General features: G+C 56.4%; 27 protein-coding genes and 1 tRNA gene. 17 read left to right on the top strand and 11 right to left on the bottom strand.

The window, feature by feature from the left end; all coding sequences use genetic code 11:
- Nucleotides 1–6 precede the first annotated feature (6 nt).
- Nucleotides 7–1,059, top strand: coding sequence for an XdhC family protein (locus ACGS9J_RS21805; RefSeq protein ID WP_442232841.1), 1,053 nt, complete (start codon nucleotides 7–9; stop codon nucleotides 1,057–1,059).
- On the opposite strand, the gene ACGS9J_RS21800 is transcribed toward ACGS9J_RS21805, so the two are convergent.
- Both ACGS9J_RS21800 and fumA read right to left on the bottom strand, forming a co-directional pair.
- A complete protein-coding gene (locus ACGS9J_RS21800) occupies nucleotides 983–1,849 on the bottom strand; it encodes a helix-turn-helix domain-containing protein (RefSeq protein WP_442232840.1) in 867 nt (288 codons plus the stop codon). The two genes, ACGS9J_RS21805 and ACGS9J_RS21800, sit on opposite strands and share 77 nt — an antisense overlap.
- 171 nt (nucleotides 1,850–2,020) lie before the next feature.
- Nucleotides 2,021–3,667 carry a class I fumarate hydratase FumA gene (gene fumA / locus ACGS9J_RS21795; RefSeq protein ID WP_442232839.1) on the bottom strand — a complete coding sequence of 549 codons (1,647 nt, stop codon included), beginning with the start codon at nucleotides 3,665–3,667 and terminating at the stop codon, nucleotides 2,021–2,023.
- A gap of 370 nt (nucleotides 3,668–4,037) precedes the next feature.
- On the opposite strand from fumA, the gene ACGS9J_RS21790 reads away from it, so the two are divergent.
- The 6 genes from ACGS9J_RS21790 (at nucleotide 4,038) to ruvX (ending at nucleotide 8,366) form a co-directional block, all read left to right on the top strand.
- Entirely contained in the window at nucleotides 4,038–4,550 is a 513-nt protein-coding gene (locus ACGS9J_RS21790; protein ID WP_442232838.1) for a SprT family zinc-dependent metalloprotease, read from the top strand.
- Nucleotides 4,551–4,651: 101 nt separating this feature from the next.
- Nucleotides 4,652–5,347 carry a deoxyribonuclease I gene (endA, locus tag ACGS9J_RS21785; protein WP_442232837.1) on the top strand — a complete coding sequence of 232 codons (696 nt, stop codon included), beginning with the start codon at nucleotides 4,652–4,654 and terminating at the stop codon, nucleotides 5,345–5,347.
- A gap of 187 nt (nucleotides 5,348–5,534) precedes the next feature.
- Entirely contained in the window at nucleotides 5,535–6,266 is a 732-nt protein-coding gene (gene rsmE / locus ACGS9J_RS21780; RefSeq protein ID WP_442232836.1) for a 16S rRNA (uracil(1498)-N(3))-methyltransferase, read from the top strand.
- Between the two features lie 10 nt (nucleotides 6,267–6,276).
- Nucleotides 6,277–7,227, top strand: coding sequence for a glutathione synthase (gene gshB, locus ACGS9J_RS21775; protein WP_442232835.1), 951 nt, complete (start codon nucleotides 6,277–6,279; stop codon nucleotides 7,225–7,227).
- 153 nt (nucleotides 7,228–7,380) lie between these two features.
- Nucleotides 7,381–7,944, top strand: coding sequence for a YqgE/AlgH family protein (locus ACGS9J_RS21770; RefSeq protein WP_442232834.1), 564 nt, complete (start codon nucleotides 7,381–7,383; stop codon nucleotides 7,942–7,944).
- Nucleotides 7,944–8,366, top strand: a complete 423-nt coding sequence (gene ruvX / locus ACGS9J_RS21765; protein WP_012146730.1) for a Holliday junction resolvase RuvX — start codon at nucleotides 7,944–7,946, stop codon at nucleotides 8,364–8,366. The genes ACGS9J_RS21770 and ruvX overlap by 1 nt, the downstream gene beginning before the upstream one ends.
- Here the strand turns inward: ruvX and ACGS9J_RS21760 are convergent.
- Entirely contained in the window at nucleotides 8,363–9,385 is a 1,023-nt protein-coding gene (locus tag ACGS9J_RS21760) for a type IV pilus twitching motility protein PilT (protein ID WP_442232833.1), read from the bottom strand. The two genes, ruvX and ACGS9J_RS21760, sit on opposite strands and share 4 nt — an antisense overlap.
- 20 nt (nucleotides 9,386–9,405) lie before the next feature.
- Here ACGS9J_RS21760 and ACGS9J_RS21755 point away from each other — a divergent pair, with 20 nt between their 5' ends.
- The 6 genes from ACGS9J_RS21755 to hemW all read left to right on the top strand — a co-directional run bounded on the left by ACGS9J_RS21755 (nucleotide 9,406) and on the right by hemW (nucleotide 13,628).
- On the top strand, nucleotides 9,406–10,113 hold the full coding sequence (locus ACGS9J_RS21755) for a YggS family pyridoxal phosphate-dependent enzyme (RefSeq protein ID WP_442232832.1): 708 nt from the start codon (nucleotides 9,406–9,408) through the stop codon (nucleotides 10,111–10,113).
- A 77-nt stretch (nucleotides 10,114–10,190) separates the two neighbouring features.
- Nucleotides 10,191–11,012: a pyrroline-5-carboxylate reductase gene (gene proC / locus ACGS9J_RS21750; protein WP_442232831.1), complete on the top strand. Its 822-nt coding sequence runs from the start codon at nucleotides 10,191–10,193 to the stop codon at nucleotides 11,010–11,012.
- A 31-nt stretch (nucleotides 11,013–11,043) separates the two neighbouring features.
- Nucleotides 11,044–11,598: a YggT family protein gene (locus ACGS9J_RS21745; RefSeq protein ID WP_442232830.1), complete on the top strand. Its 555-nt coding sequence runs from the start codon at nucleotides 11,044–11,046 to the stop codon at nucleotides 11,596–11,598.
- Nucleotides 11,595–11,885, top strand: coding sequence for a DUF167 family protein YggU (yggU, locus tag ACGS9J_RS21740; protein ID WP_020828604.1), 291 nt, complete (start codon nucleotides 11,595–11,597; stop codon nucleotides 11,883–11,885). Before ACGS9J_RS21745 ends, yggU begins: the two co-directional genes overlap by 4 nt.
- Nucleotides 11,886–11,902: 17 nt before the next feature.
- Complete coding sequence (locus tag ACGS9J_RS21735) at nucleotides 11,903–12,496, top strand: XTP/dITP diphosphatase (RefSeq protein ID WP_442232829.1); 594 nt, start codon at nucleotides 11,903–11,905, stop codon at nucleotides 12,494–12,496.
- A complete protein-coding gene (gene hemW, locus ACGS9J_RS21730; RefSeq protein ID WP_442232828.1) occupies nucleotides 12,489–13,628 on the top strand; it encodes a radical SAM family heme chaperone HemW in 1,140 nt (379 codons plus the stop codon). The genes ACGS9J_RS21735 and hemW overlap by 8 nt, the downstream gene beginning before the upstream one ends.
- 36 nt (nucleotides 13,629–13,664) lie before the next feature.
- Here the strand turns inward: hemW and ACGS9J_RS21725 are convergent, their stop codons facing one another.
- From ACGS9J_RS21725 to trmB, 6 genes are all read right to left on the bottom strand, one after another.
- Nucleotides 13,665–13,913, bottom strand: coding sequence for a DUF2442 domain-containing protein (locus ACGS9J_RS21725; RefSeq protein WP_442232827.1), 249 nt, complete (start codon nucleotides 13,911–13,913; stop codon nucleotides 13,665–13,667).
- Entirely contained in the window at nucleotides 13,897–14,139 is a 243-nt protein-coding gene (locus ACGS9J_RS21720) for a DUF4160 domain-containing protein (RefSeq protein WP_442232826.1), read from the bottom strand. Before ACGS9J_RS21720 ends, ACGS9J_RS21725 begins: the two co-directional genes overlap by 17 nt.
- Before the next feature lie 88 nt (nucleotides 14,140–14,227).
- Nucleotides 14,228–14,944 carry a DUF2884 domain-containing protein gene (locus tag ACGS9J_RS21715; protein ID WP_442232825.1) on the bottom strand — a complete coding sequence of 239 codons (717 nt, stop codon included), beginning with the start codon at nucleotides 14,942–14,944 and terminating at the stop codon, nucleotides 14,228–14,230.
- A gap of 30 nt (nucleotides 14,945–14,974) precedes the next feature.
- Nucleotides 14,975–15,898 (bottom strand): glutaminase B, encoded by a 924-nt coding sequence (gene glsB, locus ACGS9J_RS21710; RefSeq protein ID WP_442232824.1) that lies wholly within the window; start codon nucleotides 15,896–15,898, stop codon nucleotides 14,975–14,977.
- Nucleotides 15,899–15,993: 95 nt separating this feature from the next.
- A complete protein-coding gene (locus ACGS9J_RS21705; protein ID WP_442232823.1) occupies nucleotides 15,994–16,320 on the bottom strand; it encodes a YggL family protein in 327 nt (108 codons plus the stop codon).
- Nucleotides 16,320–17,039 carry a tRNA (guanosine(46)-N7)-methyltransferase TrmB gene (gene trmB / locus ACGS9J_RS21700; RefSeq protein ID WP_442232822.1) on the bottom strand — a complete coding sequence of 240 codons (720 nt, stop codon included), beginning with the start codon at nucleotides 17,037–17,039 and terminating at the stop codon, nucleotides 16,320–16,322. Before trmB ends, ACGS9J_RS21705 begins: the two co-directional genes overlap by 1 nt.
- A gap of 132 nt (nucleotides 17,040–17,171) precedes the next feature.
- Here trmB and mutY point away from each other — a divergent pair, with 132 nt between their 5' ends.
- Genes mutY through mltC form a run of 3 tightly spaced genes read left to right on the top strand, consistent with a single transcriptional unit; the run spans nucleotide 17,172 to nucleotide 19,717 of the window.
- Nucleotides 17,172–18,317 carry an A/G-specific adenine glycosylase gene (gene mutY / locus ACGS9J_RS21695; protein ID WP_442232821.1) on the top strand — a complete coding sequence of 382 codons (1,146 nt, stop codon included), beginning with the start codon at nucleotides 17,172–17,174 and terminating at the stop codon, nucleotides 18,315–18,317.
- Nucleotides 18,314–18,586: an oxidative damage protection protein gene (locus tag ACGS9J_RS21690; protein ID WP_020828614.1), complete on the top strand. Its 273-nt coding sequence runs from the start codon at nucleotides 18,314–18,316 to the stop codon at nucleotides 18,584–18,586. Before mutY ends, ACGS9J_RS21690 begins: the two co-directional genes overlap by 4 nt.
- A gap of 54 nt (nucleotides 18,587–18,640) precedes the next feature.
- Nucleotides 18,641–19,717 (top strand): membrane-bound lytic murein transglycosylase MltC, encoded by a 1,077-nt coding sequence (gene mltC / locus ACGS9J_RS21685; RefSeq protein ID WP_442232820.1) that lies wholly within the window; start codon nucleotides 18,641–18,643, stop codon nucleotides 19,715–19,717.
- 44 nt (nucleotides 19,718–19,761) lie between these two features.
- On the opposite strand, the gene ACGS9J_RS21680 is transcribed toward mltC, so the two are convergent.
- Both ACGS9J_RS21680 and speF read right to left on the bottom strand, forming a co-directional pair.
- On the bottom strand, nucleotides 19,762–20,874 hold the full coding sequence (locus tag ACGS9J_RS21680; RefSeq protein WP_442232819.1) for a membrane-associated sensor domain-containing protein: 1,113 nt from the start codon (nucleotides 20,872–20,874) through the stop codon (nucleotides 19,762–19,764).
- Nucleotides 20,875–20,981: 107 nt separating this feature from the next.
- Entirely contained in the window at nucleotides 20,982–23,144 is a 2,163-nt protein-coding gene (gene speF, locus ACGS9J_RS21675) for an ornithine decarboxylase SpeF (protein ID WP_442232818.1), read from the bottom strand.
- A gap of 702 nt (nucleotides 23,145–23,846) precedes the next feature.
- On the opposite strand from speF, the gene ACGS9J_RS21670 reads away from it, so the two are divergent.
- Nucleotides 23,847–23,922, top strand: a tRNA-Phe gene (locus ACGS9J_RS21670).
- Nucleotides 23,923–24,054 lie beyond the last annotated feature (132 nt).

Genomic DNA, 24,054 nt, shown 5'->3' with positions numbered 1-24,054 from the left:
TCATCTATGCAACATCTCGATATCACCGTGGTCAGCCAGGCGATAAACTGGCTGAAACAACAACCGGTGTGGCTGTGCACCGTCCTGAGCACCTACGGCTCCTCACCGCGATCGCCGGGGGCGCTGCTGGCCGCCACGCAGGATGGGCATTACTGCGGTTCGCTGTCGGGCGGTTGCGTAGAAGAAGACTTTCTGCGGCGTCTGGCGGACGGGGAGTATCAGGCTGCCAGCCAGGTGATCCGTTACGGCGAAGGCGGCCTGGAGCCCAACGTGGCGCTGCCCTGCGGGGGCGTGCTGGAGGTGCTGATTGAATACCTGCCGGCGGGCGACGACAGTGTGGCTTATCTGGCAACCCTTTCGGGGGCGCTAAACGGACACCATGCGCTGGTCAAACGTCTGACCCTGCCCGATGCCTGCGGCAGCCTGACGTTGACTGATTTTGCCAGCGCCACCCAGGTGGAACGCCGTGGCCCGCAAATTACCCTGCATATCGCCGCCGCGCCACGTTTGCTGATTGCCGGTCTTTCCAGCGTGGCGTTGTACTGCGCCGATTTCGCCAGCTCATTGGGGTTTGAAGTGTTGGTGTGTGAGAACCGCCCGGAGGCGCTGGATAATTTCGCGTCGCAGCTGAGATCCAACATAACGCTGCTGCGCCAGTTCCCGGCCAAATTTATTGAAGACGGCGGTTGCCACGCCAATACCGCGATTGTGGCGCTGACCCACGATCCGCGCATGGACGATCTGACGCTGATGGAGGCGATCCACACTCCGGCATTTTATATCGGCGCCATGGGATCACTGCGCAACAGCGCGCGTCGCCGTCAACGCCTGCAACAAATTGCCGAATTCACCCCGCAGGAGCTGGAGCGTATTCATGCCCCGATCGGCCTGCCGTTAGGCAGCAAAACCCCGGCGGAAATCGCGCTGGCGGTGATGGCCGATATCGTGCAGCAGAAAAACCGCACCACCTCCGCCCGGCCACTCAGCCAAGAGGGATCACCGGAACCAGATGCTGGAGCTCAAGATGCAGCTCCTCCCGCCCGTTCAGTGAATAGTTGAACATCGTCAGGTCAGGCCCCACCCGGCGGGCCAGTCCCAGCTTCGGCAAGATCTGGGTATAAATTTGCACGATATGGTCGTTCAGGGCCACCGGCTTGCCGGAGTAGCAAAAACGGCAAAAATCACCGTCGATGTCCGGTAACGGCTCAAGGTCGCTCCCCTCGCTGACCGGGCAGTCCGCGGCAACGCCCAGAGCGTAGTCCACCCTCACCCGTTCCCCGTCCGGTATCAGCTGGGTAAACGCGTAGGTCAACTCAGGACGACCACCCAGCAGCGTATAGAACGTCTCTTTGATTTTGCTGCGGATATGCAAATGCGACTTATCCAGCTCAGCAATGTTCAGATGGTAAGAGAAACTTTTCCCCCTGATGGCGTACTGGCCCTTGGCGACGTTAACGCGATCGACCTGAATATCACCGGGTTGGCCTGCGGACAGCGAACGAACCAGATGGCTGAAGTCCTGCTTGCGCGCATGGCGGTAAACGCTGGGAGATTCAGCAAAGTGTTTCTTGAAACAGCGGGAGAAAGTTTGTTGGTTATCGAATTGATATTCTACGGAAATATCAATGATGCTCTTCTGCGTGAAACGCAAAGCGAAGGCGGCGAGATACAAGCGGCGAGCGCGAATATAGGAAGCCAGCGACAAATTGGTCTGCTGTTTGAACATCCGCTGCAGATACCATTTCGAGTAGCCTGATTTGGCAGAAACGATATCCAATGACAATGGATTGGTCAGGTTTTCTTCAATCCAGACCAGCAATTCCCTGATATGATTTTCCTGCGTTTCCATATGTTTGCCGAACCTTCTGTTCCAAATAAGCCTTTATGCGAGTGTTACTGCTTTGCGCGTAGGGTATACAGGTTAAAAGGTGGCGTCCAGCCGGCTACAGGAATTTACACAGGGGTTGATAAAACCTGAAATTTGCCGCCCCACTGCGGGCGGCAAATCCTTTCGATGCTGTTACTTCACGCAGCGAGAACACTGGCCAGCCTGGATCTCCTGGAAGAAGTCATTGCCCTTATCATCCACCAGAATAAACGCCGGGAAATCTTCCACTTCGATTTTCCAGATCGCTTCCATGCCCAGCTCCGGGTATTCCACACAGGTCAGGCTCTTGATGCTCTGTTGCGCCAGTACGGCCGCCGGGCCACCGATGCTACCGAGGTAGAAGCCGCCGTGCTTGTGACAGGCATCGGTCACTTGCTGGCTGCGGTTGCCCTTCGCCAGCATGATCATGCTGCCACCATGGGACTGCAACAGGTCAACATAAGAATCCATACGCCCGGCCGTCGTTGGCCCCAGCGAACCCGATGCATAACCGTCCGGCGTTTTGGCCGGGCCGGCGTAGTAAATCGGGTGATCCTTGACGTACTGCGGCAAACCTTCGCCGTTGTCCAGACGCTCTTTCAGCTTGGCGTGCGCGATATCACGGCCCACGATGATGGTGCCGCTCAACGACAGGCGGGTAGATACCGGGTATTGCGACAGCTGTTTGAGGATATCGGCCATTGGACGGTTGAGATCGATCTTGATCGCCTCGCCTTCTCCGGCCTGACGAAGCTCCTGCGGGATAAATTTGCCCGGGTTATGCTCCAGCTTCTCCAGCCAGATGCCGTCACGGTTGATCTTGCCCTTGATGTTACGGTCAGCGGAGCAGGAAACCCCCATGCCCACCGGGCAGGATGCGCCATGACGCGGCAGACGCACCACGCGAACGTCGTGCGCAAAGTATTTACCGCCAAACTGCGCGCCCAACCCCAGGTTCTGCGCTTCTTTCAGCAATTCTTCTTCCAGCGCTACGTCGCGGAATGCCTGGCCGTGTTCGTTACCTTCGGTCGGCAGGCCATCGTAGTATTTGGTCGACGCCAGTTTCACGGTTTTCAGCGTCGCTTCGGCCGAGGTGCCACCGATAACGAATGCCACGTGGTACGGCGGGCAAGCAGCGGTGCCCAGCGTGCGCATTTTCTCGACCAGATAATCCTTCAGCTTGCCCGGTGACAGCAGCGCTTTGGTTTCCTGATAGAGGTAAGTTTTGTTGGCTGAACCGCCGCCCTTGGCGATGCACAGGAATTTGTATTCTTCACCGTCGACGCTGTAGAGATCGATCTGCGCCGGCAGGTTGCTGCCGGTGTTGACCTCTTTGTACATATCCAGCGCGGCGTTTTGTGAATAACGCAGGTTATCTTCGATAAAGGTGTTGTACACCCCGCGAGACAAGGCGGCTTCGTCACCGCCGCCGGTCCAGACGCGTTGACCTTTTTTGCCGACGATGATGGCAGTGCCGGTGTCCTGGCAGGTAGGCAAAATACCCTTGGCGGCGATTTCTGAGTTACGCAAAAATTGCAGCGCAACGTACTTGTCGTTTTCGCTGGCGTCCGGATCGCTGAGGATATCGGCAACCTGTTGCTGGTGTGCCGGGCGCAGCATAAATGAGGCGTCATGGAACGCGTGTTGGGCAAGGAGGGTTAACGCTTCAGGGGCTACTTTCAGAACTTCCTGGCCTTCAAATTCGCTCACGGAAACGTGGTCGCGGCTTAACAGATAGTATTCGGTATCGTCTTTCTTCAGCGGGAACGGATCTTGATAATGGAACGGTTTATTCGACATTGATCTCTCACTTGCAACATCAGCTGCGTTAAATTCACACTTACTCAGCCGGCTCGGGGCAGGCCGCATCAAAACACTCCCCTTACCTTACGTATTTTTAATCAGTCGGTTATTGCGCTAAATCGCATAATAACCCTCTGCTTTATAGGGGCGATGTCTACTGCACCCGCGTCAATCGGGACGAATATATTCGTCCCCTACGGTAGGGACTCAGGATGTACGGTTTATTATCCCGCAGTTAACACATTGATTACAATCCATCAGCGTCGATCGGGTTATCAATGCGGTAAAAAACCTGTCTGGCAGACGGAAAATGAATTAGTTTTTCGTCTTATTGCCAGCCGCCGTGCCATTGCTTAAGCTAGCCACAATGAACAAAGTAAGAATCCCCATAGCGCTGCAACAGGCAGTGATGCGCAGTCTGCGTGAAAAACTGCAGCTGGCGCGTCAGCATTTTTCCGTCGAGTTCCCGGAACCCAAAGTCGTTTACCAGCAACGCGGCACCAGCGCGGGCACCGCCTGGCTGCAAGCCTGGGAAATTCGGCTGAATCCGGTATTGCTGATGGAAAACCAGCAGCCGTTTATCGACGAAGTGGTGCCGCATGAGCTGGCACACCTGTTGGTGTTCCGCCAGTTTGGCCGCGTGGCGCCGCATGGGCGCGAATGGCGCTGGATGATGGAAGGCGTATTGCAGGTTCCGGCCAGCCGCACCCACCAGTTTGAGATTGCCTCGGTGCAGAGCAAAACCTACCCCTACCGCTGCAGTTGCCAACAGCACCAGCTCACCGTGCGCCGCCACAATAGGGTGATGCGCGGAGAAAGTGAATATCGCTGCCGCCAGTGTGGCGACAAGCTGAAATTTTTTGCCGGTGAGCCCATTTAGCGAAACGATTTATACGTTAAAACAAGCCAATATCGTCGTTTGCTACGACTGTCAACTTCCGCTACCCTGCCTGCCTTTCCAATTTTGAGCCGTTTTGGGACATGCTTCGCAAAATTTTATTTATGGTAGTTTTCACTGCGGGCGCCGCACAGGCGCAGGGTATCAATAATTTCTCTCAGGCCAAGGCGGCAGCGGCCAAAATCAACCAGGATGCGCCCGGTTCTTTCTACTGCGGCTGCCGGATCGACTGGCAGGGCAAGAAAGGTATTCCCGACCTGAACAGTTGTGGCTATCAGCCACGTAAGAATGCCCAGCGCGCGCAGCGTATCGAATGGGAACATGTGGTACCGGCCTGGCAGTTCGGCCACCAGTTGCAGTGCTGGCAACAGGGGGGGCGCAAAAACTGCAACAAAGACGCCGACTACCGCCGAATCGAAACCGACCTGCACAACCTGCAGCCGGCGATCGGTGAAGTGAATGGCGATCGCAATAACTTCATGTACAGCCAGTGGAGAGGCGGCGAGGGTCAATACGGCCAGTGTCCGATGAAAGTGGACTTCAAAAATAAGCAGGCCGAACCGCCCGCCCGCGCTCGCGGCGCTATCGCCCGCACCTACTTTTATATGCGCGACCGTTATCAACTGCGGCTTTCGCGCCAACAGACCCAGCTTTTCGACGTGTGGAACCGCCAGTATCCGGTCAGCCGGTGGGAATGCCTGCGAGAGGCACGCATCGCTAAGGTACAAGGCAACCATAATCCCTATATTCAACAGGCTTGCCAGCAACGAAAGGGCTAAATCCCCTTCGTACTTAAAACTGCAGCGGTGTTGACTGCGTGAGCGCCCCCGAATCACTTACTTAAGTAAGCTCATCGGGATGCACTCACTTGCCGCCTTGCTGCAGCTTCAATTACTTTGGGTATATACTCTTTTTTTTCAAGCTGCAGCACTGATGACTGCACATGAGTCAGGATCGAATATTCATATGCGTATACCCCGCATTTATCACCCGCAGCCGTTGATCGACCATGCGGAAATCTTCTTAAGCGAAGACGCCGCCAACCACATCGGGCGTGTACTGCGCATGAGCGCCGGTCAGGCGCTGCAGCTCTTCGACGGCAGCAACCAGGTGTTTGACGCCGAGATCATCCAGGTCGACAAAAAAAACGTGCAGGTGCGGCTCGCTGCCGGCCAACTGGAAGACCGTGAGTCGCCGCTCAATCTGCATTTGGGCCAGGTGATTTCTCGCGGTGAGAAGATGGAGTTCACCATTCAGAAATCCATCGAGCTTGGGGTGAATGTCATCACCCCGCTGTTTTCCGAGCGCTGCGGCGTGAAGTTGGACGGCGAGCGTCTGGCGAAAAAAATTCAGCAATGGCAAAAGATTGCCGTCGCCGCCTGCGAACAGTGTGGCCGTAACCGCATCCCGGAAATTCGCGAGGCGATGAAACTGGAAGACTGGTGCGCCGAGCAAGATGGCAGCCTGAAACTCAACCTGCATCCCCGCGCCAGCCACAGCATCAATACCCTGCCGCTGCCGGTGGAACATGTCCGCCTGCTGATTGGGCCGGAAGGCGGTTTATCCGCCGACGAAATTGCGATGACCACAGGCCACGGATTTACTGATATCCTGCTGGGGCCACGCGTTCTGCGTACAGAAACCACAGCGCTCACCGCAATTACCGCTTTGCAGGTACGTTTCGGCGATCTGGGTTAAAGGAGAAAAGATGATTAAGCTCGGCATCGTGATGGACCCTATCGCTTCCATCAATATCAAGAAAGACACCAGCTTCGCCATGCTGCTCGAAGCGCAGCGCCGTGGCTGGGAACTGCACTACATGGAGATGGACGATCTCTATCTGCACGCCGGTGACGGCCGCGCCCACACCCGCCTGCTGAGCGTCAAGGAAGATAAAGAAAGCTGGTTCAGCTTTGGCAGCGAGCAGGATCTGGCGCTGCAGGATCTGGACGTGATCCTGATGCGTAAAGATCCGCCGTTTGATACCGAATACATCTACGCGACCTACATTCTGGAACGCGCAGAGGTCAAAGGCACGCTGGTGGTCAACAAGCCGCAGAGCCTGCGCGACTGCAACGAAAAGCTGTTCACCGCCTGGTTCCCGGAATTGACGCCGGATACCCTGGTCAGCCGCAGCGCGGCGCACATCCGCAAATTCCACCAGCAGCACGGCGACATCATCCTCAAGCCGCTGGACGGCATGGGCGGCGCGTCAATCTTCCGCGTGAAGCAGGACGACCCTAACCTGTCGGTGATTATTGAAACCCTGACCGAGCACGGCAGCCGTTTCTGCATGGCGCAGAACTTCTTGCCGGCCATCAAGGAAGGCGATAAACGCATTCTGGTGGTTGACGGTGAGCCGGTGCCTTACTGCCTGGCACGTATCCCGGCCCAGGGCGAGACCCGTGGTAACCTGGCGGCCGGTGGCCGTGGTGAAGCACGCCCACTGAGCGAAAGCGACTGGAAAATTGCACGTGCGGTAGCCCCGACGCTGAAAGAAAAAGGGCTGATCTTTGTTGGCCTGGACGTGATTGGCGATCGACTGACTGAAATCAACGTCACCAGCCCAACCTGTGCGCGTGAAATAGAAGCGGCCTTCCCGGTTTCCATTACCGGTATGTTGATGGACGCGATCGAAAAGCGTCTGGCGGCGAAGTAATCGCAATGCGGGCGACGACGTCGCCCGCCATCCTGCCCCCCTGAATGACGCTGTCGGCCCGCGTCAAGCGAGTCGCGGCTTGAAAGGCGTTGGGGATAGCCGCATACTGGCGGCTGTTTAACTTCTCACCAATCAATTACCTTAAATAACACCATGAATTTACAACACCATTTTCTTATCGCTATGCCATCACTTCAGGATCCTCGCTTCAAACGCTCGGTGATTTATGTCTGCGAGCACAATGAAGACGGCGCCATGGGCCTGGTGATCAATAAACCGGTGGAACAGTTCACGGTGGAAACGGTACTGAGCAAGCTGAAGATCATGCCACAGGCGCGCGATCCGGCCATCAGCCTGGATAAACCGGTGTTTGCCGGTGGCCCGTTGGCTGACGACCGCGGCTTTATCCTGCATACGCCGTGCAAGGGCTTCGGCTCCAGTATTCAGATCTCGCCGGATACCATGATCACCACCTCGAAAGACGTGCTGGAAACCTTGGGCACACCGGAACAGCCGGGTGAGGTACTGGTGGCGCTCGGCTATGCCGGCTGGGAAAAGGGCCAATTGGAACAGGAGGTGTTGGAAAACGCCTGGCTGACCATTGAAGCCGACACCGACATCTTGTTCCATACGCCGATCGCCAGCCGCTGGCGCGAGGCCGCCAACCGCCTTGGCATCGATATCCGCAGCATTGCCAACCACGCAGGACACGCCTGATGACCAACCGTACCATTATCGCCTTCGATTTCGGCACCAAAAGCATCGGCGCGGCCATTGGTCAGGAGCTTACCGGCAGCGCCCGCGCGCTGGCGGCTTTTAAAGCGCAGGACGGCTCGCCGGACTGGCAGAAGATCGAAAAGCTGCTGAAAGAGTGGCAACCGGATCTGGTGGTGGTCGGCCTGCCGCTGAATATGGACGGCACCGAACAGCTGGTCACCGAGCAAGCGCGCAAGTTCGCCAACCGCCTGCACGGCCGTTTTGGCGTGCAAATCGCGTTGCATGATGAGCGTCTCAGCACCGTCGAAGCCCGCGCCAACCTGTTCGACCGCGGCGGCTTCCGCGCGCTGGACAAGGGCAGCGTGGACTCCGCCTCGGCGGTGGTTATTCTGGAAAGCTGGTTCGAACGGCAGTTGGGTTAATCCCTTCGCAAAGCCCCCTCCCCGCCGCCAAGTAATCCCGCACTGATCCGCTGTTGCAGGCCTTGCTCAAAGGTCTGCATACCGGACTGCCCGCCGGTTTGCAGCACGTTAGCCAGTTGATGAGTTTTGCCCTCGCGGATCATGCTGCTGACCGCCGCCGTCGCCGTCAGCACCTCAAAAATTGCCACCCTGCCGCCACCGGCCCGGCTCAACAGTTTCTGCGCAATCACCGCTTGCAGGCTGCCGGCCAGTTGGGCGCGCACATAGGGCTTTTGTTCCGCTGGAAAAACATCCACCAACCGATCCACCGCCTGCGGCGCACTGCGGGTATGCAACGTCGCCAGTACCAGATGGCCGGTTTCCGCGGCGGTCAGCGCCAGCCGAATGGTTGTGGTGTCACGCAGCTCCCCCAGCAAGATCACATCCGGATCCTCACGTAGGGCAGCACGAAGTGCATCGTCAAAACTGTGGCTGTCGCGGCCCAGCTCACGCTGCTGGATCAAACATTGCCGACTGTGGTGGATAAACTCGATCGGATCTTCCAGCGTCAGGATATGTCGCCGCTGGTGCTGATTGATGTCCTCGATCATTGCCGCCAGGGTAGTGGATTTACCGCTGCCGGTCGCCCCGGTCACCAGGATCAACCCATCCTCCCTTCTCATCAGCGCCGGGAGAATATCCGGCGCCCCCAGGTCCGCCAAGGTAGGACAATTACCGGCAATCAGCCGCATGGCAACCGAGACCCCAAGGCTTTGCAGAAAGAAATTGGCGCGCAACCGGATATCGCCCGGTAGCGTCAGTGCCAGATCAAGCTGCCCCTGCTGTTGCAATTGCTGCCGTTGCTGGGGTTGCAACAGCGCGCTGCACAGTCGGTGCATCTTCGTCTCGGTCAGTCTTTCCGCCCCTTCCAGGGGCTGTAATTCACCATCAATGCGCAACATCGGCCGATGCCCCGTACAAAGGTGCAGATCGGAAGCATTATGCTTTACACTAAGGGCCACGAATTCACCGATATCCATATCAATCTCCTGGGTCAATAATGAGCACTATCCAACAGAATCTGCAGGATGTCAGACACCGCATCGTCACGGCCGCTCAAGGCTGCGCTCGTGCTCCAGAAGAAGTGACGCTGCTTGCAGTGAGTAAAACCAAACCTGTGGCGGCGATCGCAGAAGCCATCGCGGCAGGCCAGCGTGCCTTCGGCGAGAACTATGTTCAGGAAGGCGTGGATAAAGTTCAGCATTTCGCCGCGCAGCCGGAAGGCGCGACGCTGGATTGGCACTTTATCGGTCCTTTGCAATCCAATAAGAGCCGGCTGGTCGCGGAGCATTTCGCCTGGTGCCACACCGTCGATCGGTTGCGCATCGCCCAGCGGTTGAGCGACCAGCGCCCGGCGGACATGCCGCCGCTTAACGTTCTGATCCAAATAAATATCAGCGATGAGCCAAGTAAATCTGGCATTGTACTGGCTGAATTGCCGGCGTTGGCCGCGGCGGTGGTCGCCTTGCCAAACGTCCGGTTACGCGGGCTGATGGCCATTCCGGCTCCGCAAGCAGATTACCAGAGCCAGTTGGCGGTGTTCGGCCGGATGCGCGATGCCTTTCTGGCTCTGCAACAGCATTATCCGCAGGTGGATACACTGTCGATGGGCATGACCGATGACATGGCGGCGGCCATTGCCGCAGGCAGCACCCTGGTGCGTATCGGCACCGCAATTTTTGGCGCTCGTGATTATTCAGCGATTTAACCTGCCCTATGGCTTTCAAGTTGTAGCCTGGCTGCTGCTTGCAAGACGACGGGGATACACACTGACGAGGAATTTTAATGCAACACCGTAAGATTACCTTTATTGGCGCCGGCAACATGGCGCGTGCCATCATCGCCGGCCTGGTGGCGGGCGGTTACCCAGCCAAATCCATTAGCGTCTGCGCGCCTTCGGCTAAAAACCGCGATGCGCTGGCGGCCGACTACGGTATCGTCAGCAGCGGCGACAACCTTGCCTGCGCACGCGCGGCCGATGTTATTGTGCTGGCGGTTAAGCCGCAGATGATGGCGGACGTTTGCCAGCCGCTGCGCGATCAGATCGATTTCAGCGGCAAACTGGTGCTGTCGATCGCAGCCGGCATTCAGGTCAGCCGTTTTTACCAACTGCTGGCCGACAAGCTGAACCTGGTGCGCATCATGCCGAACACCCCATCGCTGGTGGGCAAAGGTATGAGCGGCCTGTATGCACCGCAGCAGGTCAACCAGCAGGACCGCGACTACACCAGCGATTTGATGGCCTCGGTCGGCAAGGTGTGCTGGGTGGATGACGAAAATGGCATCAACGGCGTGATCGCCGCAGCGGGCAGCGCACCGGCTTATTTCTTCCTGTTTATGGAAGCCATGCAGCAGGAAGCCGAACGTATGGGCTTCGACAGCCAGACCGCCCGCGCACTGGTACAACAGGCGGCTTCCGGCGCCGCGGCGCTGGTGGAAGCCAACCCGGAGACGCCATTGTCGACCTTGCGTGAGCAGGTGACTTCCAAAGGCGGCACCACCGCCGAGGCACTGCGGGTATTCAACGAGCAACAGCTGCCGGCCACCGTGGCCAAAGCCATGCAGGCGGCAGTTTCCCGCGCGCAGGAAATGGAAAAATCATTTTAAATAATCGAGAGTTAAGGAGAAGGACGACTTCATGCTAACGCTGACTTTTTTGGTCAAAACCGTTATTGATCTTTACGTCATGGTACTGCTGCTGCGCATCTGGATGCAGTGGACACGCGCTGACTTTTACAACCCATTCGCGCAGTTTATCGTGAAGATCACCCAGCCGGTGATCGGCCCGCTGCGTCGCATCATTCCATCACTGGGCCCCATCGACAGCGCATCGCTGCTGTTGGCGTTCCTGCTGATGACCATCAAGTACCCACTGTTGCTGCTCATTCAGGGCGGCGCGATGTCACTCAGCCCGTATAACCTGCTGTTTGGTTTGATCTCGCTGGTGAAGTCGGCCGGTTACCTGATCTTCTGGGTGATGATTATCCGTGCGCTGATGAGCTGGATCAGTCAGGGGCGCAGCCCGATTGACCAGTTGATGTATCAACTGACCGAACCCTTGATGGCGCCAATTCGCCGTATTCTTCCGGCCATGGGCGGCATTGATTTTTCAGCAATGGTGGTGATCCTGATCCTGTATCTGATCAACTACCTGGGCATGGATCTGTTCGGTGAGATCTGGTTCCTGCTGTGAGTGCAGTCACCCCCGTGCTGGACGGGCTGGCAATCAGGCTATATATTCAGCCGAAAGCCAGCCGCGACCAGATTGTCGGTTTGCATGGCGACGAACTTAAAGTCGCCATTACCGCCCCGCCGGTAGACGGCCAGGCCAACGCGCATCTGATCAAGTTTCTCGCCAAGCAGTTCAAAGTGGCGAAAAGCAACGTCACCATAGAGAAAGGCGAACTGGGGCGGCATAAACAGTTACGCATCGTTAATCCGCAACAGATCCCCGCCGTGGTCGCGGCGCTAATCGAATAAATTTCAAGGTAGTCATCATGCAAAAAGTCGTTCTTGCCACCGGTAACCCGGGTAAAGTGCGCGAACTCGCCGACCTGCTGGCCGATTTTGGCCTGAACGTGGTCGCACAAACCGAATTGGGTGTGGATTCCGCCGAAGAAACCGGCCTGACGTTCATCGAAAACGCCATCCTGAAAGCCCGCCATGCGGCACAAATCACCGGCCTGCCGGCAATCGCCGACGACTCGGGTCTGGCGGTGGATGCGCTGGGCGGCGCGCCAGGCATCTATTCTGCACGTTACGCGGGTGTAGACGCCTCTGACCAGCAAAACCTCGACAAACTGCTGGTGGCGCTGAAAGACGTGCCTCAGGGCAGCCGCGGCGCACAGTTCCACTGCGTGCTGGTGTATATGCGCCACGCGGAAGACCCAACGCCGCTGGTGTTCCACGGCAGCTGGGCCGGTGAAATCGCCGAGGCTGCCGCCGGTGTTGGCGGTTTCGGTTACGATCCTATCTTCTACGTTCCGGAGCTGGGCCGCACCGCTGCCGAACTGAGCCGTGACGAAAAGCGCGCAGTATCACACCGTGGTAAAGCCCTGAAGCTGATGTTGGAAGCGATGCGCAATGCTTAAGTTGCCCCCGCTGAGTTTGTACATTCACATTCCGTGGTGCGTGCAGAAATGCCCGTACTGCGACTTCAACTCGCATGCGTTGAAGGGCGAAGTACCGCATCAAGAGTATGTCGATCACCTGCTGGCGGATCTGGATGCCGATCTGCCGCTGGTCAGCGGCCGTGAAATCAGCACCATTTTTATCGGCGGCGGCACCCCCAGCCTGCTGAGTGCCGAAGCGATGCAATCGCTGCTGGACGGCGTCCGGTCACGCATCAGGGTCGTTGACGATGCCGAGATCACCATGGAGGCCAACCCTGGCACCGTGGAGGCCGATCGCTTCAGCGGCTACCAGCGCGCCGGTGTGAACCGCATTTCTATCGGGGTGCAGAGCTTCAGCGCCGAGAAGTTGACTCGTCTGGGACGCATTCACGGCCCGGAAGAGGCCAAACGCGCAGCGCACCTGGCCACCGGCCTCGGGCTGCGCAGTTTTAACCTCGATCTGATGCACGGCCTGCCGGACCAGTCGCTGGAAGAAGCACTGGACGATCTGCGCCAGGCCATTGCCCTCAATCCGCCGCATCTGTCGTGGTATCAACTGACCATCGAGCCCAATACCCTGTTCAGCTCGCGCCCGCCGGTGCTGCCGGACGACGATGCCCTGTGGGATATTTTCGAGCGGGGTCATGAGTTGCTGAGCGCCGCCGGCTATCAGCAGTATGAAACCTCGGCCTACGCCAAACCGGGCTATCAGTGCCAACATAACCTCAACTACTGGCGCTTTGGCGACTATCTGGGGATTGGTTGTGGTGCACACGGCAAGCTGACCTTCAGCGACGGCCGCATTGTTCGCACCGCTAAAACCAAGCACCCGCGCGGTTTTATGCAGGGCAAGTATATGGACAAGCAGCATGAGGTGACGGCGGCGGATCGGCCGTTCGAGTTCTTTATGAATCGCTTCCGCCTGCTGGAAGCCGCGCCGCGCGCTGAATTCGTCAATTACACCGGGTTGGATGAAAGCACTATCCGCGCTCCACTGGACGAAGCGCTGGCGAAAGGTTATCTGGAAGAAACGCCGGAATATTGGCAGATCACCGAAAAAGGCAAACTGTTCCTTAACTCGTTGCTGGAACTGTTCCTGGCAGATGAATAGCAAAAAGCGCTGAATTTTCAGCGCTTTTTTTAAGCGTCAGGCCGCATGGTGGGGGCAATGAGTGATATCCCCCCTTCCCTTTAGCAAACCCTCAACAGAAATATCTTCATCCAACGTATCCCAATGGATCCCACGAGCACTTAGCTCATAGTGGGCGCGCTCTTGGTTCGTCGCATTCAGCAATCGAGGGAACCATGCGAGTGGAACACCGATAATTCTGGCATCGCTCAACTCAACCCACATCGTTGTCTCATCAAAGCTTACATTCTTAGCTGAAATACTCATCCCAGGCCTCCAAAAATAACCCCTTATGGACTCCAACGGCTTCAGTTAATTCTTTTAATACTCTGGCATTAAACCCATCATTGCGGGCTATCAGCACCTCCGGCAGCAGCCAGAATTTGGCTTCCGCCACAGCGTCTCTGACGTGAATATGAGCCGGTTCCAGAGGCTCACCTTCATTCGAATAAAAAAAGAATTTATAACCTTTATAACGAAATATCACGGGCATCAATGCAAAATCCTTTTGGCAATTGATTATAGTTTAGCCAGTCTGTCAGATACTCGTTAGAAGGTCAAAAAACGCGCCAATAGCCAGATCACTTCAAAGCATTAAGCAGATCTTTGCGCTGGGTTTCCAAACCGGTAACGCGGTTGCACACGTCGTGGCCGAAGTTCTGGAAGTCCTGCTCCTGGTTATTCCATTCGTTCTGAATCGCCTTCTGCAGCCCCCCCAGATTGCCCATGATCGCCTGCAGCGGGTTACCGCCGCTATTGGCCGCCTGCTTGACGCCCATTTCATTCAGGCTGTCCTGCAATACGCCGCCCATACTCTGCTGGACGAGATTGCGGCCATCCTGCTCAACCTGATCAATCGCCTTGTGATGGAAAGCCAGGCCGTCGCTGCGGTGTTCGATGATACGGTTCATCTGCTGCTTGAGCTGGCCATTCAGCGTGGTCAGACGGTTGCGCACGTTGCTGTCGCTGCCCAACTCTTTGACGATCACCTTGTCCAGCGCCACCCGCGCTTTTTCCAAATGTTGCTGCGCGCCGTTGTCGATCCACGGCAACTCTTTGCGCAGTGCGCTCTGGTAGCTGAAGGCCTTCTGGCGCTGGCTGTCATTCAGGCTCAAGGCCTGGCCGTTACGGGTTACGTCGCCATCCGGGGAAATCTGCAGATTGCCGCTGGCCCCGGTCACCTGCACGTTCTGCGGGCTGATAATCACATCGTCCTGGGGTTTAACGCTGCACTGATACTCGGCATGGGCCTGTGAAGCAGTCAACAGCAGTAAGGCTAACCCGGTTTTCTTTAACATATATTCTCCTGACGCCCTTCCGTGGTGGGGCTAAAAAATCGAACGGCTAATCCGTTGAGACAACAGTTCCAGCGCCGCAGTTCCCGCCAGTGAGTTACCGGAGGCATCCAGCTCCGGTGACCAGACGGCGATCGACAGCTCATCGGGCACGATAGCGACGATACCCCCCCCCACTCCGGACTTGCCCGGCATGCCCACGCGATAGGCAAATTCCCCTGCGCCGTCGTACATCCCGCTGGTCATCATCAGCGCATTAATCTGGCGCGCCTGCAGGGGGCTTATCACTTCGCTCCCGCTAAGATCACGGCCATGATTGGCCAGATAAACAAAGCTGCGCGCCAGCTCCACGCAGCTCATGCGCAGCGCACAGTAGTGAAAATAGGTTTGCAGTACGGTAAGCACGTCGTTTTCGAAGTTACCGAACGACTTCATCAGGTAGGCTATCGCCGCATTGCGATCGGAGTGTTCGAACTCGGATCGGGCCACCCGCGAGTCATAGGCCAGGTCATCTTCACCGGCCAGTTGGCGCACCACTTCCAGCATGCGCTGCTTGGGCGCGCTGAGCCGGGTTTGCAGCATGTCGCACACCACCAGCGCGCCGGGGTTGATAAACGGATTGCGCGGTTTGCCTTGCTCCATTTCCAACTGCAACAACGAGTTGAATGGCAGACCGGAAGGCTCTTTGCCGACCCGGCGCCAGATCTCCGGCTCCTGATAGCGCGTCAGCGCCAGCGTCAGGCTCAGCACCTTGGAAATGGACTGAATAGAGAAGCGCTCGCAGGCGTTGCCGGCCTGGAACAGCTCGCCGTCGACGGTGCAAACCGCGATCGCCAGGCGATCGGCAGCCACTTCCGCCAGTGCCGGAATATAATCCGCCACCTTGCCCTGGCCAATCAACGGGCGCACCTGTTGCAGGATGTCATCCAGCAACGCGTTATCCAATGTTGTTACCACCGCGGTCACACTCCGGACAAAATAAAGGTGCCATAAAGGCACCTTAAATCAATAGATTCAGCGCGACATCAGGCCGCGCTTATCAGGCAGGAAAATCAGTCCCACCAGATATCGAACAGATCGCTGACCTTAACGTCGGTCAGTTTACGCGCTTCCAGCCAGTTTTTGACCAGTTCGCGCTGTTCGTCGGTGCAGTGACCGATCTTCTGCAGGCAGATCAACCCTTCCCACTGCAGGTAGCCGCTACCGTCAAACGCCATGCCGTTCGGCTCAATCACTTCGTCGATGAAAGCGTCCAGCGTGCTGTCGATATCTTCAACCGCGGTGCCTTCGGCAAAGCGCCATGCTACGGAGAAACCCAGCTCCTGAAATTCTTCAATGTGTAACTTTTTACGTAAACGACGACTGCGGTTCTTAGCCATTATTCTTTCCTCTCAAACATCAAATCCCAAACGCCATGTCCCAGACGCTGGCCGCGTAATTCAAATTTTGTCAGTGGGCGTGAATCCGGGCGCGGCACGTAATCATTATCGCTGGAAAGATTCCGATAGCCTGAGATCCCGTTCATAACCTCTAACATATGTTCTGCATAAGGCTGCCAGTCGGTGGCCATATGGAAGACGCCGCCGACTTTCAGTTTGCGTCGCACCAGTTCAACAAACGGCGTCTGTACGATGCGGCGTTTGTTGTGGCGCGCTTTGTGCCACGGATCGGGGAAAAACAGCTGCACCATGTCCAGCGAACCGTCCGGGATCATATTCTCCAGCACCTCAACCGCATCGTGACACATCACGCGCAGGTTGCTCAGTTCCGCTTCGGTAGCGTCGGCCAGGCAGGCACCTACGCCCGGCAAATGGACTTCAATCCCCAAGAAATTCTGCTGTGGGTTATTGCCCGCCATGGTCACCAGCGAGGCCCCCATGCCAAAACCGATCTCCAGCACGGTCGGCGCATCGCGCCCGAACAGTGCGGCGATATCGACAGGTTCAGCCTGATACTCCACGCCCATCACCGGCCAATAGTGGTCCAACGCGTGCTGTTGGCCTTTGGTCAACCGCCCCTGGCGGCGAACAAAACTGCGGATACGGCGCATCGCGCGGCCGTTCTCATCAAATTCTGGGGAGATGACGTCATTAATCATAGTGCTTTCTGTCTGTTTGGCTGCCAATTAGGGAAACGCGCATTATGCAAAGATACATTGGTTTAGCAAGTGTTCATCTAATGTACCTGCCGTGCGACGTCGGAAAGTTCCGGTTTACAGCATCATGACTCTATGCTGCAATCGCGCTTCATTTTCTGCCGGATATCGAATCAGCTTATGATGCAAGCACAACAGTTCGCACAGGTGGTGCTTGACTGGTACCAGCGTTACGGCCGTAAAACCTTGCCGTGGCAGCTTGATAAGACCGCCTATCAAGTATGGCTCTCTGAGGTCATGTTGCAACAAACTCAGGTTGCCACCGTGATCCCTTACTTTCAGCGCTTTATGGCACGTTTTCCCAACGTACGCGCGCTGGCTGAAGCGCCGTTGGACGAAGTGCTGCACCTGTGGACCGGCCTGGGCTACTACGCCCGTGCGCGCAACCTGCATAAGGCGGCGCAGGCTATTGTCGCACAGCACGGCGGTGAGTTCCCGACAACCTTTGAAGAAATCCACGCCCTGCCCGGCATCGGTCGCTCAACGGCAGGCGCCGTGCTGTCGCTGGCGCTTGGCCAACATTATCCGATCCTCGACGGTAACGTGAAACGCGTGCTGGCCCGCTGTTACGCCGTCGAAGGCTGGCCGGGCAAGAAAGACGTCGAAAACCGGCTGTGGGAGATCAGCGAAAACGTTACCCCGGCCAAGGGCGTCGACCAGTTCAACCAGGCAATGATGGATCTGGGGGCAATGGTCTGCACTCGCTCCAGGCCGAAATGCGAACTGTGCCCGCTCAGCCTTGGCTGCATCGCCTATGCCCATACCAGTTGGGCAAAATACCCCGGCAAAAAGCCCAAGCAGACCTTGCCGGAAAAAACCGCCTACTTTTTATTGCTGCAGCATGGCGAACGCGCCTGGCTTGAGCAGCGCCCCGCCGTCGGGCTATGGGGTGGCCTGTTCTGCTTCCCGCAGTTCAGCGAACGCGAAGAGATGGAACTCTGGCTGCAACAGCGCGGTCTGAACAACAATCGCCGGGAGCAGTTGACCGCATTTCGCCATACTTTCAGTCATTTCCATCTCGATATCGTGCCAATATGGCTGGAAATGGACGTCGCAGGCGCCAGCATGGATGAGGGCACCGGTCTCTGGTATAACTTAGCGCAGCCGCCATCGGTCGGGCTGGCAGCGCCGGTTGACCGCCTGTTGCAACAGTTGGCAAAACAGTCCCCGCGCCAACAGGGTTTATTTGGCGATAGTGCCATTGATGAGGAATTAGCATGAGCAGAACCATTTTTTGTACCTTCCTGCAGCGCGACGCCGAAGGGCAGGACTTCCAGCTTTACCCTGGGGAAGTCGGCAAACGCATTTATAACGAGATCTCGAAAGAAGCCTGGGCAGAATGGATGAAAAAACAAACCATGCTGATCAACGAGAAAAAGCTGAACATGATGAACGTTGATGACCGCAAGCTGCTGGAAGCGGAAATGATCAAGTTCCTGTTCGAAGGACACGACGTCCATATCGAAGGCTATACGCCACCGAGCGAATAATGCTGTTGGGGCCAGGCGCTGGCCCTTCCAATACTTCTCGTATACGGCTTTAAGATGAAGAAAATTGTAGCTTTGCTAGTGATAGCGCCCCTGCTGATGTCCTGTTCCGGCAAAAAAAGCACCGAAGTCAACGAAGCCTGGGTCAAAGACACCAACGGCTTCGAGATCCTGATGGGGCAGTTCGCCCACAACATCGAGAATATCTGGGGTCTGAACGAAGTTCTGATCGCCGGGCCAAAAGATTACGTTAAATACACCGACCAGTATCAAACCCGTAGCCACATCAACTTTGATACCGGTGCCATCACCATTGAAACCATCGCTACCACCGACCCTGCTGCGCACCTGCGCCAGGCGATTATCAGCACCTTGCTGATGGGGGACGATCCAGGTTCCATCGACCTCTATTCCGACGTCAACGATATCCAGATCAGTAAAGAGCCGTTCCTTTACGGCCAGGTACTGGATAACAAAGGCGCACCGATCCGTTGGGAATGGCGCGCGGCGCACTTCGCCGACTATCTGTTGCAGAGTAAGCTGCAAAAACGCACTTCCGGCCTGCACGTGATTTACTCGGTCACTATTCAGTTGGTGCCGAACCACCTGGACCAGCGTGCGCACAAATACCTGCCGATGGTCCGTAAGGCGTCGGAGAAATACGGGGTGGAAGAGTCGCTGATCCTGGCGATCATGCAAACCGAATCGAGCTTTAACCCGTATGCGGTGAGCGGTTCAGATGCGTTGGGTCTGATGCAGGTGGTGCAGCACACCGCCGGTAAGGATGTGTTCCAGATGCGTGGGAAATGGGGCAAACCCAGCCGCAGTTACCTGTTCGATCCGGAGAACAACATCGACACCGGTACCGCCTATCTGGCCATTTTGCAGAACAACTATTTGGGCGGGATTCAAAACCCAACCTCACGCCGCTATGCCGTTATCACCGCCTATAACGGTGGCGCCGGCAGCGTGCTGCGGGTGTTCTCGAGCGACAGAACCCGTGCGGTAAGCATCATCAACGGCATGCAGCCTGGCGACGTCTACCAGACGCTGACCACCAAGCACCCGGCCGGCGAATCTCGCCGCTATCTGGTGAAAGTGAACAACGCGCAGAAGAGTTACCGACGCCGTTAATTGCCCGGTCAGGGCGATCTCTCGTATCGCCCTGACCACCAACCTCACTCCGCTACACTAAAACCGTTGCGACCCAGTTCCTTGGCTCGGTACAGGGCACGATCGGCGGCCCCCAGCAGTTGTTCACGATCCTGTCCCGGCTGCCATTGCGCAATACCCTGACTCACCGTTACCCATGAGGCCACCTCGGAAGCCGCATGCGGTATGGCCAGACCGGCAAGCAATGCTTCAATCCTCTGAGCCACTTGCGTCGCCTCGTGAACATCGGATTTCGGCAGCATGATCACGAACTCTTCCCCGCCATAGCGGGCCACCAGATCCTGTGCACGCCGCGTGGCGCTTTCCAGACAGGTAGCCAACCGAATCAGGCACTCGTCTCCCTGCTGATGGCCATAGTGGTCGTTATATTTTTTGAAAAAATCGACGTCCAGCAGGATTAGGGAAAACGGCGACTGCAGCGTCGATTCGCGTAACAGAACTGCGTCAAAGTAGTGATCGAAATAGCGACGATTGGCTATACCCGTGAGCGGATCGCGGTGTGCCAACTTGCTCAACCGCTCAATCAGCTGCTTGTTTTCCTGCTCACGCTCAATCGCCAGCCGGAACCATTGCTCCAGCCGGCTCTGCGCCGAATAAATCAGAAACAGCATCAGCGCATATGAAATCAGGTTCACCAGTGAAAAAGCGCTGCGGATAACCATATTTTCGGCAATCGCCACCAGCAGCACCGGAATGCTGAACAGGAAAAACAACCGTGGGGACAGGTAAAACGCGATCAGGGAAGAAAACAACAGGCCGAGCGACAACGGATAAACCAGATTCACATTGTTGCTTATGACCAAATAGCGAAAGATACCGCACCAGCACAGGGTCAACAGCAGCGTGCAAACTACCGCACCGCGCCAGGCTTGCTTTTCGCCTCCGGTAGCCAACTGGCGTAGCACGAAAAAAAATAGGGTGGACACCAGTATCACACCGCAGATCGCCGGCGCACCGCGCAGCAAATGCAGGAGAGAAGGATCGCCTAACGCTTCAGCGCGCTGAAACAACAGGTAGAGCGCCAACAACACATTAACCAATAAGAACCAGTTAAAATTACGCAGCGTTGAGCGTTTTTTCTCTCTGCCGACCCACTCGAGATACCCCTCTTCTTTCATTAGCTTATTCCGGCACCTATGGCTTTTATCTAAAAGGTAGCCGCCCCCCTCTGCTTTGTCATCCCAGGCCAGGAGGATTAAAAAGCGGCCTGTTTGGCCGCCTCAATCTATGCCTTGATCATATAGCCGAAAATGCGTTTCCAACCGTGATCCTTTTTCTCGATATAGACCCCCTGCAGCTCCGGTGAGAAGCCCGGCAGACGGTTAATGCCTTCTTCCAGCGCCAGGAAGTAACGTTGCACCGCCCCGCCCCAGACTTCCCCCGGCACCACGCACAGCACGCCCGGTGGGTATGGCAACGCGCCCTCCGCCGCAATGCGCCCTTCAGCCTGGCCGATCGGCACCAGTTCGACGTTGTCGCGGATAAACTCCACGTTGGCGTCCTGCGGGTTCATCATCACCTGCGGGAAATGACGCTGCCGGAACATTTCTTTCTGCAGCTGTTTAACGTCAAAGCTGACGTACAGATCGTGCATTTCCTGGCACAGCTGGCGAAGGGTATAGCCGCGATACCGCTGCTCATTCTTACGGTACACCGTGGGCAACACCACGCTCAGTGGCGCATCCTCTTCCACGTAACGCTCGAACTGCACCAGCATGTCCACCAGTTGTTCCATTTTGGCCGGATTTTCCGCCGGGGTCAGCAGGAACAGGATCGAGTTAAGATCGCACTTCTCCGGCACGATGCCGTTCTCACGCAGGAAGTTGGCCAGAATGGTGGCCGGTACGCCAAACTCGGTGTATTGGCCGGTGGCCGCATCAATACCCGGCGTGGTCAGCAGCAGTTTGCACGGGTCGACCAGATACTGGTCCTGCGCATAGCCTTCAAAACCGTGCCATTTCTCCTCCGGCACAAAGTTGAAGAAGCGGGCGTCGTTGGCGATCAGATCGGTGTCGTAATCTTGCCAGTTCTTGCCCGCGACCTGCAGCGGCACAAACGGCCTGAGCTGCGAACAGCGTTCCAACAATTGTTTGCGAGTTTCAATGCCAAGCTTCACGCAGTCCATCCACATGCGGCGACCGGCGGCTCCGGCATGCATCTTGGCGTTGACGTCCAGCGCAGCAAACAGCGGGTAGAACGGGCTGGTAGAGGCGTGCAGCATGAAAGCATTATTCAGGTGCTTGTGGTTGCAGTGACGCTTCTGGCCCTTGATGTGGTCGTCTTTCTTATGGATCTGCGAGGTTTGCGAGAAACCGGCCTGCTGCTTGTGTACCGACTGGGTGACAAAAATGCCCGGATCAAGTTCGTCCAGCTCCAACAGCAGCGGCGAACACTCTTTCAGCATCGGGATAAAACCTTCGTAACCCACCCAGGCGGAGTCAAACAGGATGTAATCACACAGGTGGCCGATGGTGTCGATCACCTGGCGTGCATTATAAATAGTGCCGTCGTAGGTACCGAGCTGAATGATCGCCAAGCGGAACGGGCGCGCTGCCTCGGCCTTCTCCGGTGCCACCTCGCGAATTTGTTCGCGCAGATAACGCTCGTCAAAGCAGCGAGAATCAATGCCGCCGATAAAGCCAAACGGGTTGCGCGCGGTTTCCAGATACACCGGCGTCGCCCCAGCCTGGATCAGTGCGCCATGGTGGTTGGACTTATGGTTGTTACGGTCGAACAGCACCAGATCGCCACGGGTCAGCAGCGCGTTGGTCACCACCTTGTTGGCGGCCGAGGTGCCGTTGAGCACAAAATAGGTTTTATCGGCGTTGAATACCCGCGCCGCATGCTTTTGCGCATCCTTGGCCGATCCTTCGTGGATCAGCAGGTCACCCAGCTTGACGTCGGCGTTGCACATGTCGGAACGAAAAAGCGTTTCACCGTAGAATTCGAAAAACTTGCGACCCGCCGGATGCTTGCGGAAAAACTCCCCGCCCTGATGCCCCGGACAGGCAAAGGTCGAGTTTTCCATTTCCACATAGGTTTTCAAGGTCTTGAAAAACGGCGGCAGCAACGCCTGTTCGTAGGCATCCGCAGCGGCTTCCAACTGCGCCATATAAAATGCCTTGCTGGCACCATCCAGCGCAAAAACACCGCTGATAAACGGCAGGTAGTCCGGGGAGAGATGCTCGTCACCGGCCACCGCCACAAAGGTCGGGATCTCGAACCCGGTCGCTTTAAGCTGCGCCAGGATACCGGCATTGACGTCATCAACCGACACCACTAACGCCGCTACGTCGGTATAATCAGTCTGCTCGACGCGAACTATCTCACGCAGTGTTTCAATCGCGGCGACCAGGCTGGCGCTGGTGGCTATTTTCAATTCTTTCATAGTGCTAACTCTCAAACGATTAAGGATGAGGGTGTGCCACGGGGCACGCTGATGAGATAACAAAGGTTATCCCGGCAAATTGATGTCCGGGGTTGCAGCCCAGAGCGCAAGCGTGACCGGCTGACTCTCTTAAGATTATCAGGTCACTATCGGGAACTGGGATCGGCAGCGTCCAATAGACATCAGTAAAATCAGAGCCGCAGCTCTATTTTTAATAATGCCTAACAGCGAGCATGGTGTAGCCTTACCGCATGACGGGCTGGGCGTTTCTGGAGGACGGCGTTCGGGAAAGATAACGGCGGAGTGACGGCATCATCAGATGTCTGGTGCGCAATGGCGCTTGAGTAACAAAACCAGTCATGCCTGCAACCCTCTGACTTAAATGGGCGGAAACACCGTTAGGGAACTAGAGTGCTAAAATTTGCGCAATGATTGCATGTTTCCTTATGGTGTTCAAGTAACAATCATGCGAATTTCACACGCGCAAACATGACATAACACATTGTTATTTATCATATAAAAATAAAACCCAGAAAAAACAAAACGGTATAAATACACATCTTTTCTGCATATCTATATTCGAAACACATCCGAGAACCCCTCCTGCCCCACCGGCCGCTGCATGAAAATAGAGCAACCGATCGGCTTTGTGACAGAAAGCGATTGACGATATCCGGCCAATAGGGTTAAATGCGCCCCGTTGCCCGGATAGCTCAGTCGGTAGAGCAGGGGATTGAAAATCCCCGTGTCCTTGGTTCGATTCCGAGTCCGGGCACCATATTTAGAGAACCCAGCCAATGGCTGGGTTTTTGCTTTTCTGGAGTGGGACTCTTCATCGAACAAGTTCGATTATTCGGCCTAAAGGCCTCACCCTGCGGGCCAACGCTGAAGCGTTGTTCAACCCGGCGCA

Origin of the sequence: Serratia quinivorans, from assembly GCF_052113645.1 — a bacterium.
Taxonomy (GTDB): Bacteria; Pseudomonadota; Gammaproteobacteria; order Enterobacterales; family Enterobacteriaceae; genus Serratia; species Serratia quinivorans_B.
The sequence above is the reverse complement of the archived record's forward strand: the minus strand, read 5'-3'. Positions and strand labels throughout refer to the sequence as shown.